We start from the raw sequence: 16,046 nt of genomic DNA on the forward strand, positions 1-16,046 counted from the left end.
GAATAGTCCTCCTCATTAAATGAATAAGTTTACGTTACCTTCTTCAGCGTCTGCTAAATAAGCAGCTACACCAGCATAATCGATTCCATCTACTAACTCTTCTTTTTGTAATCCTAATAAATCCATCGTCATTGTGCATGCTACAAGCTTTACATCTTGCTCTTTTGCCATGTCAATTAAATCTGGTAATGGCACCGCATTGTGCTTTTTCATGACGCTTTTAATCATTTTAGGTCCCATTCCTGCAAAATTCATTTTTGAAAGGCCCATTTTATCTGCGCCGCGAGGCATCATTTTACCGAACATTTTTTCCATAAACCCTTTTTTAGTTGGCACCATTGCTTCCTTACGAAGAGCGTTTAATCCCCAGAACGTATGGAAGATGGTTACTTCATGATCGTAAGCTGCTGCTCCGTTTGCAATAATATAAGCAGCCATGGCTTTATCGTAATCACCGCTGAATAATACAATTGTTGTTCTTTTCTTTTCCATGTTAAATTCCTCCTTGTTTTTACTTATACACGTATGGGTATAATGTTAGCTAAAAAAATTATCCTTTTTGAATCCAAAATGATAGTACGTCATCTGTTTCTTCTGCTTTAACGATTGTGTGTCCCATTGACTTCGCCCATGCTGTTAAGTCACTTTTTGCTCCTTTATCAGTCGCAATAACTTCTAGTACTTCACCCGTTTGTAATTCGTTCATTGCTTTCTTTGTTCGTACAATTGGCATTGGACATGCTAAACCTTTTGCGTCTAATTGTTTTGTTACGTTCATTTTCCATTCCTCCATTTACCTATAGGGGTATATTTTATATTAAAAAAATTAGCGGCTTTTTACTAATAATCCAACGGCTTCTTGAATCATTTCATCCACAGATTCGCCGTTTCTTTCTGCTTCCAGCGCACATTCTACTAAGTTTGTGCTCACCACAAGACCCATTGTGCGATCGATTGCTGATCGTGCTGCGGAAAGCTGCGTTATAACTTCCTTGCAGTCTTTTCCTTCTTCCATCATGCGTAAAACGCCGCGAAGCTGACCTTCTATACGCTTAACACGATTTTGAATTTGAGTCGTATATTCCATCAGCGTTCCTCCTTTTTTGAAGTGCTGTGTTTCGTTACTCATATAATATACCCCTATAGGTATAAATGTCAACACATTTAGTAATTTTTTTAAAATGATGAATGTGCCTACCATTTAAACCTCTGTCAAAGCCTGAAAATCAAGGATTTCTAATATAAGTATTGAAGTAGATACAGGAATTCACCTCATGAGAAAGAGGTTATATTTGAGTAGTTACTAATCAAATGAATAAACCATTCTCTAAAAAAGTTCTAAGTATTTAATACCCTATCATGTTTTTGCTAAAGAAAAAAGGATAAGTTGTTCTTAAGGAGCTCAAATAAAAAAACAAACCTCTTGATTGGTTTGTTTTTTTGGCTTTGACTAGTAGATCTATAACGCTAGTTAATCTAATAAGCATCGACAGCCTTATCACAAGTATGGACCTCCTGATTTTCTATACACATAGTCTTCGTTTTTAGTTGAAGACCACTGACCCAAAGCTGTTGCTAACACAAAAAACACGCCGCCGACTCCTAGCGATGCCCCATAATACCCTTTAAAAAACAAGATGAATGATGTAACTAATAGCGCAACAACGGCAATGATTAAGCTCATTATTATTTTTTGTTTCTTTTTATCCTTCATCGTGTCACCCTCTTTTTTGGGATTTTCTGTTATTGTTAATTTTAACATAAAAAACCAATTTAAAGCCTATCTATTTTCATTTTGAATAAGCTTTTTAAAGGCTTGCCATGGCATCAGCGCACAGTTATAGCGTGCAGGAAGCTGGTGCACGTTTTTTAAGCTAACAGCTTCTCCTAAACGCTCATCTTCCACTGTTTTTCCTACTACAATTAGTTCTTTCATTTCCTTATCTAACTCATTCATCTCATTAAGATTTCGTCCTGATGCAATTTCTGTAAACATGGAACACGAAGCCATACTGATAAAGCACCCTTCTCCAAAAAGGATACGGCTTTAATCTGGTTTTCGACGATAATCGCATACATTGTCATCACGTCGTCACAAGTTGGATTTTATAATGGACTTTATGAGTAAAGTTCTCCATAAAGCGTTCATTTCTCCGATTCTTGGCATGGTCCATAATCACTTGCTTGTACAGATGATCCAGCTTCATACTGTTTCTCTCCCTTCATCCATAAAACAAAGCACTTATATCAATTGATATAAGTGCTTGTATGTTAAACTTCCTCATCTAAAAAAATACGACTTCCGGTTGCATTGCGCTGTTTTTGATACTTTCCTTTATAAGGCTGCTGAGCTGTTTGATCCATCTCTGCAAGCACAAGTTGGCAAATACGCCGACCGCTCACAAGCTTAATTGGTAAGCGATTCGCATTGTATAATTCAAGCGTAATTTGACCCTCAAACCCTGGGTCCACCCATCCTGCATTTTGAATGAACAAGCCCATTCGTCCAATGGAACTTCTTCCTTCTACAAAAGCAGTAACGTTCTCAGGAAGGCGAATGTATTCAAGCGTTGTTGCCAGCAAGAAGGAATGGGGTGGAATGATAACCTCTTCATTTTCAAAATGCTCATACTGTATTTCTTCATCTAAAGACATAAGTCCAACTTGATGCTCTTTCACCTTTAAGTAGCTAAATCCCAGGCGTAAGTCAACAGATGCAGGCTGGATCTGCTCACTTGTAAGAGGTTCAATGGATAGCTTCTTACTATGCAGCTTTTCACTAATCGTTTTATCTGATAAAATCACGCATTATTCTCCTTTTTATGCTTTCTGTAGCTCCCATGTAAAGGGATCCTTTAAATCCTTCCAGTTCCCTTTCATTTCTTCTTCTGTCAATAAACATGCATCGATTTGCTTCATAATTTGTTCAGGGTTTAAATCAATTCCAATAAAAACAAGCTTTGTATGGCGATCACCATATGTTTCATCCCACGTGTCTAGCAAATGCGGATTGGCGCGAATAATCTGCTCTTGTTCAAGGGGTGGAAGCGACGCTACCCAATATGAAACGGGTTCAATACTAACAGATGGACCCGCTTGTGACACTAGAAGCGCAACGTTATTTTGCGTATCACACCAAGCGATTCCTTTTGCTCTGACAATTTCTTTTGGCAGATTATTAACCCATGTCACAAAGCGCTCAGAGTGAAACGGACGCTTGATATCATATACAAATGAACCAATTCCGTACTCTTCTGTTTCAGGCGTATGCTCATGATGTCCTCCTTCTAATTCACGAAGCCATCCTGCTGATGCACTTGCCGTATCAAAATCAAATAAGCCCGTATTTAAAATCTCGGTAGGGTCAACTTTTGAATGAGTTGTGCGAATGATTTTGGCAGTTGGCTGAAGTGTACGAAGCACTCCTTCGAGCTTTTCAAGCTCTTTTTCACCAACAAGGTCACACTTATTTAAAAGCAATACATCACAAAACTCAATTTGATCAATTAATAAATCTGCAATCTCACGCGCATCCTCTTCACCGAGCGCTTCTTTACGGTCTAACAATGAATCTCCAGATTGAAAGTCATGCCAAAAGCGATTGGCATCTACAACCGTTACCATCGTGTCTAATGTACAAAATTGTGTTAAATCAATGCCTAGCTCTTCATCTATATACGAAAATGTTTGAGCAACTGGAACCGGCTCACTAATTCCTGTTGATTCAATTAATATGTAGTCAATGTTTCCTCTTTGAGCAAGCTTTTCAACCTCAACTAACAGATCTTCTCGAAGCGTGCAGCAAATGCATCCGTTTGACATTTCAACGAGCTTTTCCTCTGTCCTCGATAAATCTCCACCTTGCTTCACCAACTCTGCGTCTGTATTTACTTCACTCATATCATTTACTATCACCGCTACGCGAAGGCCATCACGATTCTGGAGCACGTGATTTAATAACGTGGTTTTCCCCGATCCTAAATAACCACTTAGTACTGTTACCGGTATTTTTTTCATATCAAATACCTCCTCATTAATTTAAATCGTAACAATTACGATTTAAATTATACTATACTATGGTTTTTTTGTGGAATGCAAGAGATATATTTATATAAACCTCTTAATCGAATTTCTATTGATAGCTGCATGATATCATTTTATAATAAAGCTAGTTACATACCTTAAAAGCTGCAATTCCTGCAGCAGGTGGATTTTTTACTGCTATTTTTCGCCACCCATCTCCTCGGAGATGGGTGGCTTTTGTATTGTTTAAAGGAGGATTTTTATGAATTTATGGTTTTATGCTCTCCTTGTCTTTTTAGGTGGGTGCTCGTATGGTGTTGTCTCAACTTTTGTGAAGCTTGGATACGCTGCGGGGTTTGGTGTGAATGCCTTAACAGGAAGTCAGTATCTACTAGGTGCACTTCTGCTTTGGATACTAGCTAGCTTTGTGCCCAAAAGTCCTCTTCGGAAAAAAAATTGGGCTGTTTTACTGCTCAGCGGGACGCCAATGGGACTAACAGGGATTTTTTATAACTACGCGCTTAGCTACATCAACGCGTCGTTTGCCATTATTCTTTTACTACAGTTCACATGGATCAGCATGATTTTACAATACGTGTTTGACAAGAAAGCACCTACTTCTAAGCAGCTAGTGGCAGCGGCTATTATTATGGTAGGCTCACTCTTAGCATCCGGCGTTGCTGAAAGTACGATTGCTTTTTCAGGTCTAGGAATACTCTTTGGTCTGCTTGCTGCCGTATCGTTTTCATTTTTTATCTTTTTTAGCGGACGCACGTCTATTTCGATTCACCCGATCCGCAAAAGTGCCATCATGACAACCGGTGCTGCGCTTCTTATCTTTATTGTTATGCCACCGACGTTTATGGTGGAAGAACTCGTATCTACACATTTATGGATGTATGGGCTATTAATGGGATTATTCGGGTCATTGCTTCCTCCGATTCTGTTTAATATCGGCATGCCAAAAGTTGGCGGAAATCTTGGTGCTATTTTAAGTGCTTCAGAACTGCCAACCGCTGTGTTTATGTCCACTTTTGTGTTACATGAATCGGTTGCTTCTATTCAATGGATGGGCGTTATTCTTATTTTAGCTGGCATTGCTTTTCCAAGTTTAAAGCGCAAAGAGCGCTATGAAGTTCGTCTATAAACAGAAAATATTTACAACTACTCACCCTTCCCTTATAATAATTGGAAAACAAAGGTAAAAAGAAGGTGCGTTATTGAGAAAAAACATGATGCTCGGGTTGCTTACTGCCATTATACTCTCAGCTTGCAACAGCTCTACAGTAAGCATAAGTGAAGTGAAAGGCGCTCCAAAGTCTATTGAAAAAGAAGCAAAGGCTGCATATGATCTTCAGCTCATTCAAGACGGTGACAATCAAACGTATCTTGTTTATCAAACATCTAAACGAGTATCAGCAGACCTTAAACAGAAAGATGACGTAATCACCATTGAGCTGGATGAGTCAGAATCAGAAAGCAAAACAAAAAAGCCGTTTATCTATAAACTTAGCTTAGATTCGCCTAATCATACGCTTAAAGTCTTTATAAATGGTAAAGAAACGCCGTTTGATAGGATTAAAGGTTAATAGAAATAAGCAGCTGGCTTCTGCCTCGCTGCTTGTTTTTATTTAGCCTGTATATCTGCCTCATGCAAAATCATGAGCTGATGAAAAAGCTCCGCTCCAAGGAGCTCATTCAATTCCTTTAGCTTCTTATCGCCTATATCCATCGGATACATATGAAACTGAGTGAGTGCAGACACATGTTTAACGAGCTCGTCTTCGTACCCAAGCACCGTCAGCCAATAAGCTGCCAGCTGGGAAGAAACATAGTCATGACCGATAAAGCTCGCATATTTTGTTTCTTCCCCTTTGTAGTTCACAAACGACTTACACGTCCCTTTTCCGAGATCATGAAACAGGGCTGCCCACAAGAGAACCAGCTTGTTAGGGCCTGAATAGTGCTCTTGTATATACTGATAAACATAATACGTATGTCGACTAACAGAAAAACTGTGATACTTTGAGTCTTGCGGTAAATCAATAATCGCGTTAAAGTCTGGTATATAGCGCGCTAGTTCTGAAAATAACTCATCATGGGGCAAGTACTGGATAAAAAGCTTTTCACAAGCTTCTTTATGTTCATTAAGTTGACGCTCCTTAGCTGAAACATAGACCACTTCGTCCCAACCTTCGTTTTCAACAGGAATATGAACACTTTTATACATCCTGTTAATAGATTCCTCTTTCACCACTCTCGAACGTTGTTGATTGCGTGATTTCACTTCGTCAATATGTTCATTTAAATAGTACGCTTTTTTTTTACTTGCTTTGAACACTTGAGTAATCAAATGCTTTCTCCGTTTGCGATGAACGTTTGTCGCATCATATATCACATGCTGACCGCTTTTTAAGAGCTCCATGGCTCGCTCATTCATCACTTCAAATATCCTTCTATTTTCGTCTTGATTATTCACATCGCCCGTCAGCTCTTGTCTGATGTTATCAGAAGATAAGTGAACATATTTTTTAGTGGCCCTTAGTTCTTCAGCTAATGTGGATTTCCCACTTCCAGGAAGACCCACCAGCATAATTAATTCCCCGAGCTTATTTTCCATCTTACTCACCTTCTTTTGTTTCTGAAACGAATTCACGGTACCCTAACTCTGACATTTTCTTGTAGCCAAGCTTGCCTTTTTTCAGCAAGTTATATTTCACATCTAAATACTCGCTTCGCACGTACGGCTTAATGTGCTGAGGAACATTTTGTTCTACCCAAATCATAAACTCTTTCTGCGTCTTCTTGGGAGCTTTTGCGTAGCACTCATTAATTTGTTGTTTTGTCTTTTTTAAATAGGTAAAAATAAGGTTTGCGACGTTATTTACTCGCTCTTTGTAGCTATCTGGAATCTTTGACACTAAATCATCAAACGTTTCGTCCGCAATTGCTTCAATAATGACGTTCACAGACGAAACTCGGTCTAACAATCGGTGAATGTTCACATAGTCATCGCATTTGACCTTTACATAGTGACCGTCTACGTTTATAACCCAGCCTTCTTTTTCATTTGATTTCATCTGCTTCATGTCTACAAGTAGTTGTTCTAGCGTTTTTCGTTCAAGGTCCACCACTTTAATCTCATAAGCGCTGGCTAGATCAATCAGCTTGTAATAAGGGAGGTGCTCACCCGTTTCTACGCTTCTTGCTCCAATTAAATGCATGCCTTCATTTTTTTCTTCATACACCACAACATGAGCATCTTTTTTGGAAATGTACTCAAAGATGAACGTTAAATCCGGACGAGACTGAATCAGACGAATATAGCTTTCCGTCAGCATTGAGTAGCCTTCAACCAATCGCCATGAATCTCTCGCATCAAGCGCCATACTTCCCGCTACAAAAAGTTGACCGTCATACCAACGCGCATTTTGCATTGAACCGTCCAGCTTATTGGCTACTTCAACAGTCTGTGCTGAACGAAATTTCTCAGCAATCCTCTCTAGCTGATTTTCCTCCACCTCATTTAAGTTAAAAAACTTGCGAAAAGGCGTTAACACCAACTCTTCTCTTTTTACATCAATCACAACGCTGCGACACTCTCGGTAAATTGAATTGGGATCTTCCCACATTTGCTGTTGAACTTCCGTTAAGTCGTAGCGAATGAGCATAAACTCATTTTTTTGATTTATATGCAAACAGTCAAATATATCGTGATACTCCTGCTTGCCAAGCTTTGCAATCCACGTTTTAAAATCATATGTATCCAAGCCAAACGAAGCTACGTACTTTCTTTTAATCTCTGTGACTAGCTGTAAAACTGGATTCCAAGAAGCCATGTTCTTCTCTCCCTTAGCCTAAATCATTCCGTTGTTTCGTTATGAAAATAATAACATGTTTTTCTATTTAATATAATATATGTTATATTTTCGTTATTTCTTTTTTCTTCTCTTGTGTAGACAATCCATCTATTCCAATTACACCGTAATAAATCTCTACATCAGTACCCTTTGGAACGATTCCTACTGGATAATAATCATTCTGTTTTAATCCTTTTTCAAAATTCTCAGGTCCGATTTCAATCTCAAGCTCATGACCAACAAACGCATAGTCGTAGTTAGTACTTTTATAAAGATTTACCAAGACGTCAATTATATGTTGTTGAATATCATCCTGTTTATTAAGGTGAATTTCATCCCAACTAATTCCTAGCAAAAATCCAAAGAAATGATTTTCTTTTATAACAAGTAGATCTATTTCTTTCAGATTAGAATGTAGAAACAAACCAGATACTCTAAATTCAGTATAGTATCCTTTTAACCAAGTACTTTCAATTAAATTATTATCAATTTCACTTTCTATCCAAGCGTTCCCCTCAACATCTTTACTGTATTTTACAGCGATAAATTTACTGCCTTTTTGAACTATATAATTTTTAAGTGAATCAAACACTTGAAGCAGCTTGTGCTTATCGCTGAAAACAATCCCTATATTGACATACCCTCCTGCGCCCAAAACCTTCACCTCTTAACAATTAAAAATCTGTAACCCAAAAGCGGCTAATTCCATCCCAGTAACTCCAAATAATATTTATCATTTTCTTCTATTCTTTCTTAAAAATTCTTCAGGAGAAGTTGCAATTTGGATATCATAATAATAAACCGAATTGCATTCATCTATGTTGACCAAAATCTAAAACTTTAATAAAAGCACCTGTTGCTCAAAAGGCAATCAGGTGCTTTCTTCCATACTCTAAAATTTATCCATTATTAATATCACATTCAACTTCCTATATTTTCAACTTGTACTCTCTATTCAAGTATCTTTAAAAATTCAGTAAAGTTATCTGCTAAATTATATGTAACAGGCTCAAACTCACCAGATTCTTCATGAGACCATATACAAACAGATGGATTATTTTTATCTGTTCTAAAATCTAAGCATACAAAGTCACCCGCAAATACACTAGCTATTGGCAATACCTCTGCCCCTAATAAGTCTTCGTTATCAGTTAACCTTTCACCTATTTGTGAAAAGACAACATCTATGTCATAAATTCCTTTTGGATGATTCTCAATATCATCTAATATACACAAAAACCTTTCTAGCGCATAACCACGGTTGTTACACTCAAATGTTCCTTCCTCAACCTCTACACCATTATTTTCTTTTATAAATTCTAAGAAAGACTCTGGTAATAAAAGTCTCCAAAACTTTTCGTGATTTTTTATTAATTCATCTGAAGGCAATGGCCTAACTATAGTGTCCTGTTTGATTTTCATATTTGTTCTCCTTTCTTTACTAGTTATCTCGGAGCATCTGCCCACATTCCAGTAGATCTGCCATCATTATGGATAGTTATATTGTGTATTCCAAAAGGTACTAGCTCCATTTTACCTGGTACTTCAGTATGGTGCCATGTCATACCTTCTGGTCTTCCTCCAATTACGTTATCTAGCCATTCAAATTGTGCCTCGTCAGACTTTAACCAGAGACTTTCTGGTAAATCTTTAGTCTCTACCACAAGTCCCGCACTCTTGAAATCTGCAAAACCATACCTCATTCCATCTGCTTTAATTACATTTACATTGGGAATCAGGCCATCTTCAATTGCTTTTTCCTTAATCAATTTTCGCTGGCGGGCAGTTAGATATTCTCCACCATGAAATGACTTATTCCATGACCAAGTTTTGTTTGTTTGAATTTTTTCACTGTATAGTCGAGCAAAATCATCAACAACATCATCAAAAGTTTTTGTACCATCAATAAACTCATCAATGTTTTTTAAGTTTACATTACCCGTACCCTTAACAACACCCTGAACCGGCTCAACCTCTTTACCCTTCTTCTCCACTCCAACGGGTTTCTCCACACGCTCCACATTCAGATTCCCCATAAATCTCCCTGTCTCTGGATCTTGGTATCGCTTGACTTTTGGATTGTAAATGGGCGTAATCGCTTGCTGCTTCACGTTCTGCAAGGTTTCCCTTACCATCTGCTGCGCAAGCGCTGGACCGGCTGGGGCTAGTTTGGGCATGAGCCTTGGCATGGTGCTGTCTAAAATACTCGTATACGTTTTATGTAATGACTGTGTCCACGATGCGGGCGCGGTTTTGATGCTATGGTACGCTTATTTGGTTATGTTGGAAACGGTGGTTGTCCGCAAAATGTTGATTTGAACCTAAGTGATTATATATATTTTAATTTGTAAATCTTCATAAAGTAATTCATTACTAATTCTATCTATAAACCCACGAGGCTCTTTAATTTCGTAAGATTTTGGTTTGTTCCCGGTAATAAATACAGCGTATGTTTAAAATGTCATCTCGCCCAATTATCGTACTTTTTTTACTATCCAAGTATTAAAACGATACTCCATGATGGTACTACCATCATGAGCTCTCAATTCTCAAACAAATTATTTTCTTATTGTCTCACTCAAATATCAGTTAATTTATTTTAAATTAAAGAAAAAAACCTTGAAAGGCGTAAAACCATTCAAGGTATGTTTTATTATCGTTCTTTAATCAACTAGTAACTCCAAATAATATTTATCATTTTCTTCTATCTTTCTTAAAAATTCTTCTAGAGAAGTCGCAATTTGAATATCATAATAGTAAACTGCACTTCTATTATTTTCATTCAATTCTATTGACATTAAAGCTGATTCACTGCCTTCAAAAAATATTAGTTTGTTATTCTCAAATTCATCATAGATTTCTATGTCGGGATAAAACTTAAAATCATTAACTCTTAATCGAAAATCCCTTACTGAATATGGGTCCATAATACGATTAATATTAAACTCTGAACCTTTAATAAATCCGTAGCCAACCTCTATATAAAAATTAACTAACTCTTTAGGAAATTTTAAATCGAGTTCCTTCTCAACCTCTTTTATTTCGTTTTCATTCACTTGATAAAAACTATTTTCTTGGTTTTCCTTAATAAATTCATAGCTCATTATTTTTTACCTCCTTTAAATAGTGTATTTGCTGGTGAACCAGCTCCATGAATACCAGCTTGATGCTCATTTGGGAATTTTGCAGGATGCATATTCCACCATTCATGTTCTCCACCAAAAGTATTTTCAATTATATGATGAGCATCATACTTATCTCCTTGTTTCCTAATTATTTTACCTGTTCTTTCCGAAATAACATTTTCATTATACACAGGCCACTTTTGCCCAGTATTTTCTTCCCACTCTTTAATTACTTTATTTTTTACTTTATCAAATTCTGCCCTATGCTTAGCTGTATCTATTGGTGACATTTTTTTATATTCTTTATTTCTTAAGGCTTCCTTTAACTTCTCTATTTGGTTTTTAGGTAACTCTCTGCCGGTTCGTCCTTCTATATCTCTAATATATTTTTTTATTGTATCAGAATCTATCTTATTACCCGTACCCTTAGAAACATCCTGAACACTCTCAACATTCCGAACGCGCTCAACCTCTTTACCCTTCTTCTCCACTCCAACAGGTTTCTCCACACGCTCCACATTCGGATTCGCGACAAATCTCCCTGTCTCCGGATCATAGTAGCGCATACAATAAAACAGCACCTATTTATGTTACCCATTGGTTATCGTCACGAGCTTTGTCATTATCGTTAGTTTGTTAGCCAATCCATTTCATAACTACCCCTACCATATAAAATGTCATCTCGCCTATTTATCGTACTTCTCACAAAATCCAAATATAAAATCAATACTCCATGATGGTACTACCTTCATGAGCTATGAATTTCAAACTGGTCTCATTCATGTTGTTCTTACTTCACCAAAAACAAAAGCACCTGTTGCCTAAAAGGTAACCAAGTGCTTAATTGTTTACTTTTCTTCAAATTTCTTCATTCTCTCTATTAAATCTAAATCTAGCTGTTCTTTATTTTGACTTACATATTTATATTCAAAATACTCAATTCTAGCTGCCGGACCAAATTCGCTATCATGCCAATTTGAGTAATCAAAATGTACATTTAGTTTTCCCAATGAATTAAGTAATAATGTCACTGAAAACCAAGGTTCTTGGTCATTATCAATAAAAACCTGTTGCAGTTTAACTGTTAGTTCAAACAATTTATGCATCTCTTCATCATGGACACTCTCATCTATAGGATAAATATCTGGGATATCATGAGAATAAACTGGTTCATTACTGTCAATAGGGGTAAAAAAGAAGAATACCCCCCCTTCTTTATCCTTCACTTCTCCATTGAAATAAAAGTCGCTCCATTCAATTGGAATTAAATCGTTAACTTGCTGAGCTATCTGTTTATATAATTCATTTAGTTCATTTTCAAAACTCATATTCTCAACCTCCTGATTTATTTTGTATCACTAACCTTACTTGTCGTTTTCCTTCAATTTGATATCTTATAGTAAATGAATCTGGTCGCATTGAGTTACTTGAATAAATTGGTGTAATATTAACGGAGACATTCTTAGGAGGCACCTCTTTTAATGCATTTGCCCATTCTGTCTCCATATTATACCAAACTCCACCTCTCCTATTAATCTGACTATTTTGTGGTACAAGATTATCTATATCCGCAGGGCCATTAAATTGAGCTCCTATTAAATGACCACCATCATCATCTGATAATCTATCTTTATCTCCTACATTCGCTTGTGCATATTTATTTCTATCAGCCTTTTTTAATATAAGTTCAGGAGCCTCAACATGGACTATACGCCCAAGTTCATCGGTAGTATATTTATAATCATCATTAGTTACATACTTTGCATTTGGAAGTAACTGTTTTTTTCCGTTTTTACCTCTTATTATATGTTTTCCGAAATCAATTTCTTTTATTTCCTTTATAATACTATCTTTAACTGTCCCCCTAGAAACACCCTGAACACTCTCAACATTCCGAACGCGCTCAACCTCTTTACCCTTCTTCTCCACTCCAACGGGTTTCTCCACACGCTCCACGTTCGGATTCGCCACAAATCTCCCTGTCTCTGGGTCTTGGTACCGCTTGACTTTTGGATTGTAAATGGGCGTAATCATCTGCATCGCTTGCTGCTTCACGTTCTGCAAGGTTTCCCTTACCGTCTGCTGCGCAAGCGCTGGACCGGCTGACGCTAGTTCAGGCATGAGCCTTGGCATGGTGCTGTCTAAAATACTCGTATACGTTTTATGTAATGACTGTGTCCACGATGCGGGCGCGGTTTTGACGCTTTGGTACGCTTGTTTGGTGACGTTGGCAACCGCACTTGTGCGAAGCGTATTGCGCATTTGCGTGAGCTTTTCGGTTCCTTTTGTCACCACGGCTTGACCCATATTGGCTGCGTAGCGCGTCGATAGGGCACCTGCGCCTGCAATGCCGAGCGATTGGAACAGGCTGTTTTGGCGCTGTTCTTCGGAGATCGCATTGCCGAACATGTCTTTTCCCGTTGTGAATTCGTACATGCCGTTTGCGGCGACTAGGCCGTAGAGACCTTTTTCTGCTTGTTCGAGCGCTTTAAACGATTTGGACGTTTTGTACGCATCAAGCGCATGATCAGCAGCGTTGACACCTTTGGCGGTAACATAGATAGCTTTTCCGCCTTTAGCTGCGCGACCTGCCCAGCCGACAACGGGAATGAATCCAGCTGCTGCCATTGCACCTGCCGCTACGCGTTCCGATGTTGAAAGCTCACGTCCCGTAACGGGATCTACGCCTTCGGCTGCTCGTTTATAATCATAATATCCTGTTACCTCTCCTGTAAAGGTTGAAACCGTATCCCACGTTTTTTCATACCACTTTTTATTAGCTTCTTCAACCGCTTGGCGCTCCGCTTCTTTTTTCAGCTCGTGAACATTTTTCATTTCTTCATGATACGTCACGTAGTTCGTTGCGTACTCGCTTGCTTCTTTTTGAACTTTATACAACTCGCTTGCATGATACGCTTTTTGATCAAATAAAACTGGATACGCCTGCCCGCCTTGCGTCGTAGCTCCGTGTAAGCTGTTGGTTGCAGCTTGTGTCAGCAAATAATTTGATTCCATTTGCCTATAACCTTCTAACCACTCTGCATCCAATTTTTCAACTGTTTCAACCGTTTCGTCCCGCTTTTTTTCTGCTTTATCGATTGAATCGTTAAAATCTTCGGCAGAAAACGCAGACAGTGAGACTAAGTCGTCCACTTTATGCAAAATCGTTTGAAGATCTTCTCGCTGCTGAGCAACGAGTTCTTTCGCTTGGCTTACGGACTGTTTAAGATCATGCTCTAAAAACGATAGGTCAACTACCGTGTTTCCTGCTAGGTTCGCGTCTTCTGCTTTTACGTACAGCGCTGAGAAATATGACTTGGTCATTTGGACTAAATCAATCCAACACTTTGCGTTATCAACTTGGTATTCATAGAACTTCTTAATGTTGTCGGCACCTTTTCCTTGAAGGCTATCATCCAGCTTAGACACGGCAGCTAGCGCTTTGTGGAGGGTCTTCAGCTGGTCTTCAAGATTTTTATACGCTTTTTCTCGTTCTTTGGAAAAGGTTGAAATGCCCTTTGCATCGTATATTTTCCCCATTTGATTCACCCTTTTTCATTATGAACGCACAATGGCTTCGTCTTGTTCTTTTAATAATTTCACGTTAGCTTTGGTGTCCTGTACGCTTTTTTCTAAGGCTGTGATGTACGTTTTTAAAAGCTTTCCCAGCTCTTCTTCCTGTGACTTCCACTCATTTGTGGTTGAAAGATTGTTATCCCCGACATCGGAGTTTCCTGGGAGCGATAATTTTTGAATGGCTGTTTCGACGTCTTCAAGCTTTTGCATGACGTCTTCATAGTTGAGCTTGATTGATGTCATTATAGCTTTCTCCTAATCTCACTAATTTTATTCTCTAAATCTGCGACTGCATCTTCCCCTTTATTTAAAAGAGATTCCGCTTCGTTTACAAGGTAGCTAACACCGCTATAAAAGCCTTTTTGAGCCTCGTACCACGTGATTTTATGGTTAATCGCATTTATATAGTCGTCATAATCGTTTGTGATAATATCGTTGATTTCGTTGTATGCTTGCTTTCTGTTGTCATCAAAGTTTGTGGATATATCACCTTTCCAATGATCTCCTAAGTCTGGTTCCTTTACTTCTTTTATTTCTACTAATGACCGTTTCTTTTCGCTTTCAATCTCTGTTTTTGCGGTTTTTAAACGCTGAATTTTCTCTTCAGCATCCGCAACGTTTCCTGAGATTGTGCTTGAAAAACTTTGAAGCATTTGTTCAAATCCCATGAGGTTCACCTCTTTACCACTTTTTCCAATATTTATAGTTTAAAAGTTGCTTTTGATTAGAGAAATAGGAAATTTTTCTCTTTTTTCCACAGTAAGACAACGTTCCCTTAAATCCGCCAAAATAATAGGTATAAAGAATCATAAATAAAAAAGCCGCTCATTAGTCGGCTCTTCTTTCTTTCCATTCCCTTTTTAGTAAGCTGTACATATACAAATCATCAAATTTCCCGCACGTGCGCTCATATTCTCTCAGCAATCCTTCTTGATGAAATCCAAGCTTTTCAACAAGCTTCTGCGATGATATGTTTTCTAGTTCAATTAGGGCTTGGATGCGATGTAGCTTCCAGTTTAAAAATCCATACTCGATGACTGCTTTCATAGCTTCAGCTGCAATGCCTTGCCTCCAGTATTCCTGATGAAGCTCGTATCCAACTGACGCTCTTTCATGACTAGATTCATAATCTAAAAAACCACAGCTTCCAATTATGACGCCTTCTTCTTTTAATGTAATACCCCATCTCATCCCGGTACCTTCATTTACTATATTTCTGTACCAGCTGAGCTCGCTTTTCACATCATCAATCGTTTGAAAAGGCTCTAACCCCATATGCTTCATTACTACAGGGTCAGATAAATACCTTAGCATATGAACGGCATCACTTTCTTTTGACTCACGGAGAATGAGCCGCTTCGTATCCAATGTAGGTATGTTCATGTGTTTCTTCCTTTCTTAGCTAATATACTAAATCTATTTTTTCACTTCGCATTAGTAAAAAGCGAAACCAATTCCTTAC

21 protein-coding genes and 2 pseudogenes are annotated in these 16,046 nt (G+C 38.0%); 2 read left to right on the top strand and 21 right to left on the bottom strand.

What is annotated here, in order from left to right; translation table 11 throughout:
• Positions 1-15: 15 nt before the first annotated feature.
• The 8 genes from LZP85_RS09265 to LZP85_RS09295 all read right to left on the bottom strand — a co-directional run bounded on the left by LZP85_RS09265 (position 16) and on the right by LZP85_RS09295 (position 4,017).
• Positions 16-492: a DsrE/DsrF/DrsH-like family protein gene (locus tag LZP85_RS09265; protein ID WP_119544056.1), complete on the bottom strand. Its 477-nt coding sequence runs from the start codon at positions 490-492 to the stop codon at positions 16-18.
• A gap of 58 nt (positions 493-550) precedes the next feature.
• The gene (locus LZP85_RS09270; RefSeq protein ID WP_025907965.1) at positions 551-778 is read right to left on the bottom strand and encodes a sulfurtransferase TusA family protein; all 228 of its coding nucleotides are present in this window, start codon (positions 776-778) and stop codon (positions 551-553) included.
• Between the two features lie 48 nt (positions 779-826).
• Entirely contained in the window at positions 827-1,087 is a 261-nt protein-coding gene (locus LZP85_RS09275) for a metal-sensitive transcriptional regulator (protein ID WP_025907966.1), read from the bottom strand.
• 411 nt (positions 1,088-1,498) lie between these two features.
• Entirely contained in the window at positions 1,499-1,714 is a 216-nt protein-coding gene (locus LZP85_RS09280) for a hypothetical protein (RefSeq protein WP_142925399.1), read from the bottom strand.
• A gap of 66 nt (positions 1,715-1,780) precedes the next feature.
• Positions 1,781-2,011, bottom strand: a complete 231-nt coding sequence (locus LZP85_RS09285) for an iron-sulfur cluster assembly scaffold protein (RefSeq protein ID WP_234562172.1) — start codon at positions 2,009-2,011, stop codon at positions 1,781-1,783.
• Between the two features lie 73 nt (positions 2,012-2,084).
• The gene (locus tag LZP85_RS20760; RefSeq protein ID WP_263620949.1) at positions 2,085-2,207 is read right to left on the bottom strand and encodes an iron-sulfur cluster assembly scaffold protein; all 123 of its coding nucleotides are present in this window, start codon (positions 2,205-2,207) and stop codon (positions 2,085-2,087) included.
• 64 nt (positions 2,208-2,271) lie between these two features.
• Positions 2,272-2,805 (bottom strand): dCTP deaminase, encoded by a 534-nt coding sequence (gene dcd / locus LZP85_RS09290; RefSeq protein ID WP_206833592.1) that lies wholly within the window; start codon positions 2,803-2,805, stop codon positions 2,272-2,274.
• Between the two features lie 15 nt (positions 2,806-2,820).
• Positions 2,821-4,017: a GTP-binding protein gene (locus LZP85_RS09295; RefSeq protein WP_234562174.1), complete on the bottom strand. Its 1,197-nt coding sequence runs from the start codon at positions 4,015-4,017 to the stop codon at positions 2,821-2,823.
• A 268-nt stretch (positions 4,018-4,285) separates the two neighbouring features.
• Between LZP85_RS09295 and LZP85_RS09300 the strand changes: the two genes are divergently transcribed.
• Together LZP85_RS09300 and LZP85_RS09305 are read left to right on the top strand one after the other, a co-directional pair.
• Positions 4,286-5,170, top strand: a complete 885-nt coding sequence (locus tag LZP85_RS09300) for an EamA family transporter (protein WP_119542724.1) — start codon at positions 4,286-4,288, stop codon at positions 5,168-5,170.
• 73 nt (positions 5,171-5,243) lie between these two features.
• Entirely contained in the window at positions 5,244-5,612 is a 369-nt protein-coding gene (locus LZP85_RS09305) for a hypothetical protein (RefSeq protein ID WP_076513629.1), read from the top strand.
• A gap of 38 nt (positions 5,613-5,650) precedes the next feature.
• Here LZP85_RS09305 and LZP85_RS09310 read toward each other — a convergent pair whose 3' ends face one another.
• From LZP85_RS09310 to LZP85_RS09370, 13 genes and pseudogenes are all read right to left on the bottom strand, one after another.
• Complete coding sequence (locus tag LZP85_RS09310) at positions 5,651-6,643, bottom strand: AAA family ATPase (RefSeq protein ID WP_119542725.1); 993 nt, start codon at positions 6,641-6,643, stop codon at positions 5,651-5,653.
• 1 nt (position 6,644) lies between these two features.
• Entirely contained in the window at positions 6,645-7,862 is a 1,218-nt protein-coding gene (locus tag LZP85_RS09315) for an RNA ligase (protein WP_206782622.1), read from the bottom strand.
• 82 nt (positions 7,863-7,944) lie between these two features.
• A complete protein-coding gene (locus LZP85_RS09320; RefSeq protein ID WP_206782623.1) occupies positions 7,945-8,538 on the bottom strand; it encodes an Imm64 family immunity protein in 594 nt (197 codons plus the stop codon).
• 44 nt (positions 8,539-8,582) lie between these two features.
• A pseudogene (locus tag LZP85_RS20885) lies at positions 8,583-8,691 on the bottom strand (hypothetical protein); the annotation flags it as partial.
• 143 nt (positions 8,692-8,834) lie between these two features.
• On the bottom strand, positions 8,835-9,305 hold the full coding sequence (locus tag LZP85_RS09330; protein ID WP_206782624.1) for an SMI1/KNR4 family protein: 471 nt from the start codon (positions 9,303-9,305) through the stop codon (positions 8,835-8,837).
• A gap of 23 nt (positions 9,306-9,328) precedes the next feature.
• Complete coding sequence (locus tag LZP85_RS09335; RefSeq protein WP_224840240.1) at positions 9,329-9,994, bottom strand: HNH endonuclease signature motif containing protein; 666 nt, start codon at positions 9,992-9,994, stop codon at positions 9,329-9,331.
• Between the two features lie 552 nt (positions 9,995-10,546).
• Positions 10,547-10,987, bottom strand: a complete 441-nt coding sequence (locus LZP85_RS09340) for an SMI1/KNR4 family protein (protein WP_234562176.1) — start codon at positions 10,985-10,987, stop codon at positions 10,547-10,549.
• Positions 10,987-11,517 (bottom strand): annotated as a pseudogene (locus LZP85_RS09345) (LXG family T7SS effector ribonuclease toxin YxiD); the annotation flags it as partial. The gene LZP85_RS09340 and the pseudogene LZP85_RS09345, both read right to left, overlap by 1 nt.
• A gap of 339 nt (positions 11,518-11,856) precedes the next feature.
• The gene (locus LZP85_RS09350; protein ID WP_061786735.1) at positions 11,857-12,336 is read right to left on the bottom strand and encodes an immunity protein YezG family protein; all 480 of its coding nucleotides are present in this window, start codon (positions 12,334-12,336) and stop codon (positions 11,857-11,859) included.
• Positions 12,337-12,340: 4 nt separating this feature from the next.
• Entirely contained in the window at positions 12,341-14,548 is a 2,208-nt protein-coding gene (locus tag LZP85_RS09355) for a T7SS effector LXG polymorphic toxin (protein ID WP_234562178.1), read from the bottom strand.
• An 18-nt stretch (positions 14,549-14,566) separates the two neighbouring features.
• Positions 14,567-14,827 (bottom strand): DUF5344 family protein, encoded by a 261-nt coding sequence (locus LZP85_RS09360; protein WP_094910186.1) that lies wholly within the window; start codon positions 14,825-14,827, stop codon positions 14,567-14,569.
• Complete coding sequence (locus tag LZP85_RS09365) at positions 14,827-15,252, bottom strand: YwqH-like family protein (protein WP_119543929.1); 426 nt, start codon at positions 15,250-15,252, stop codon at positions 14,827-14,829. Before LZP85_RS09365 ends, LZP85_RS09360 begins: the two co-directional genes overlap by 1 nt.
• Positions 15,253-15,412: 160 nt before the next feature.
• Positions 15,413-15,967: a GNAT family N-acetyltransferase gene (locus tag LZP85_RS09370; RefSeq protein WP_119543928.1), complete on the bottom strand. Its 555-nt coding sequence runs from the start codon at positions 15,965-15,967 to the stop codon at positions 15,413-15,415.
• Positions 15,968-16,046: the final 79 nt, after the last annotated feature.

The sequence above is a fragment of the Priestia flexa genome (assembly GCF_021441905.1).
Taxonomy (GTDB): domain Bacteria; phylum Bacillota; class Bacilli; order Bacillales; family Bacillaceae_H; genus Priestia; species Priestia flexa.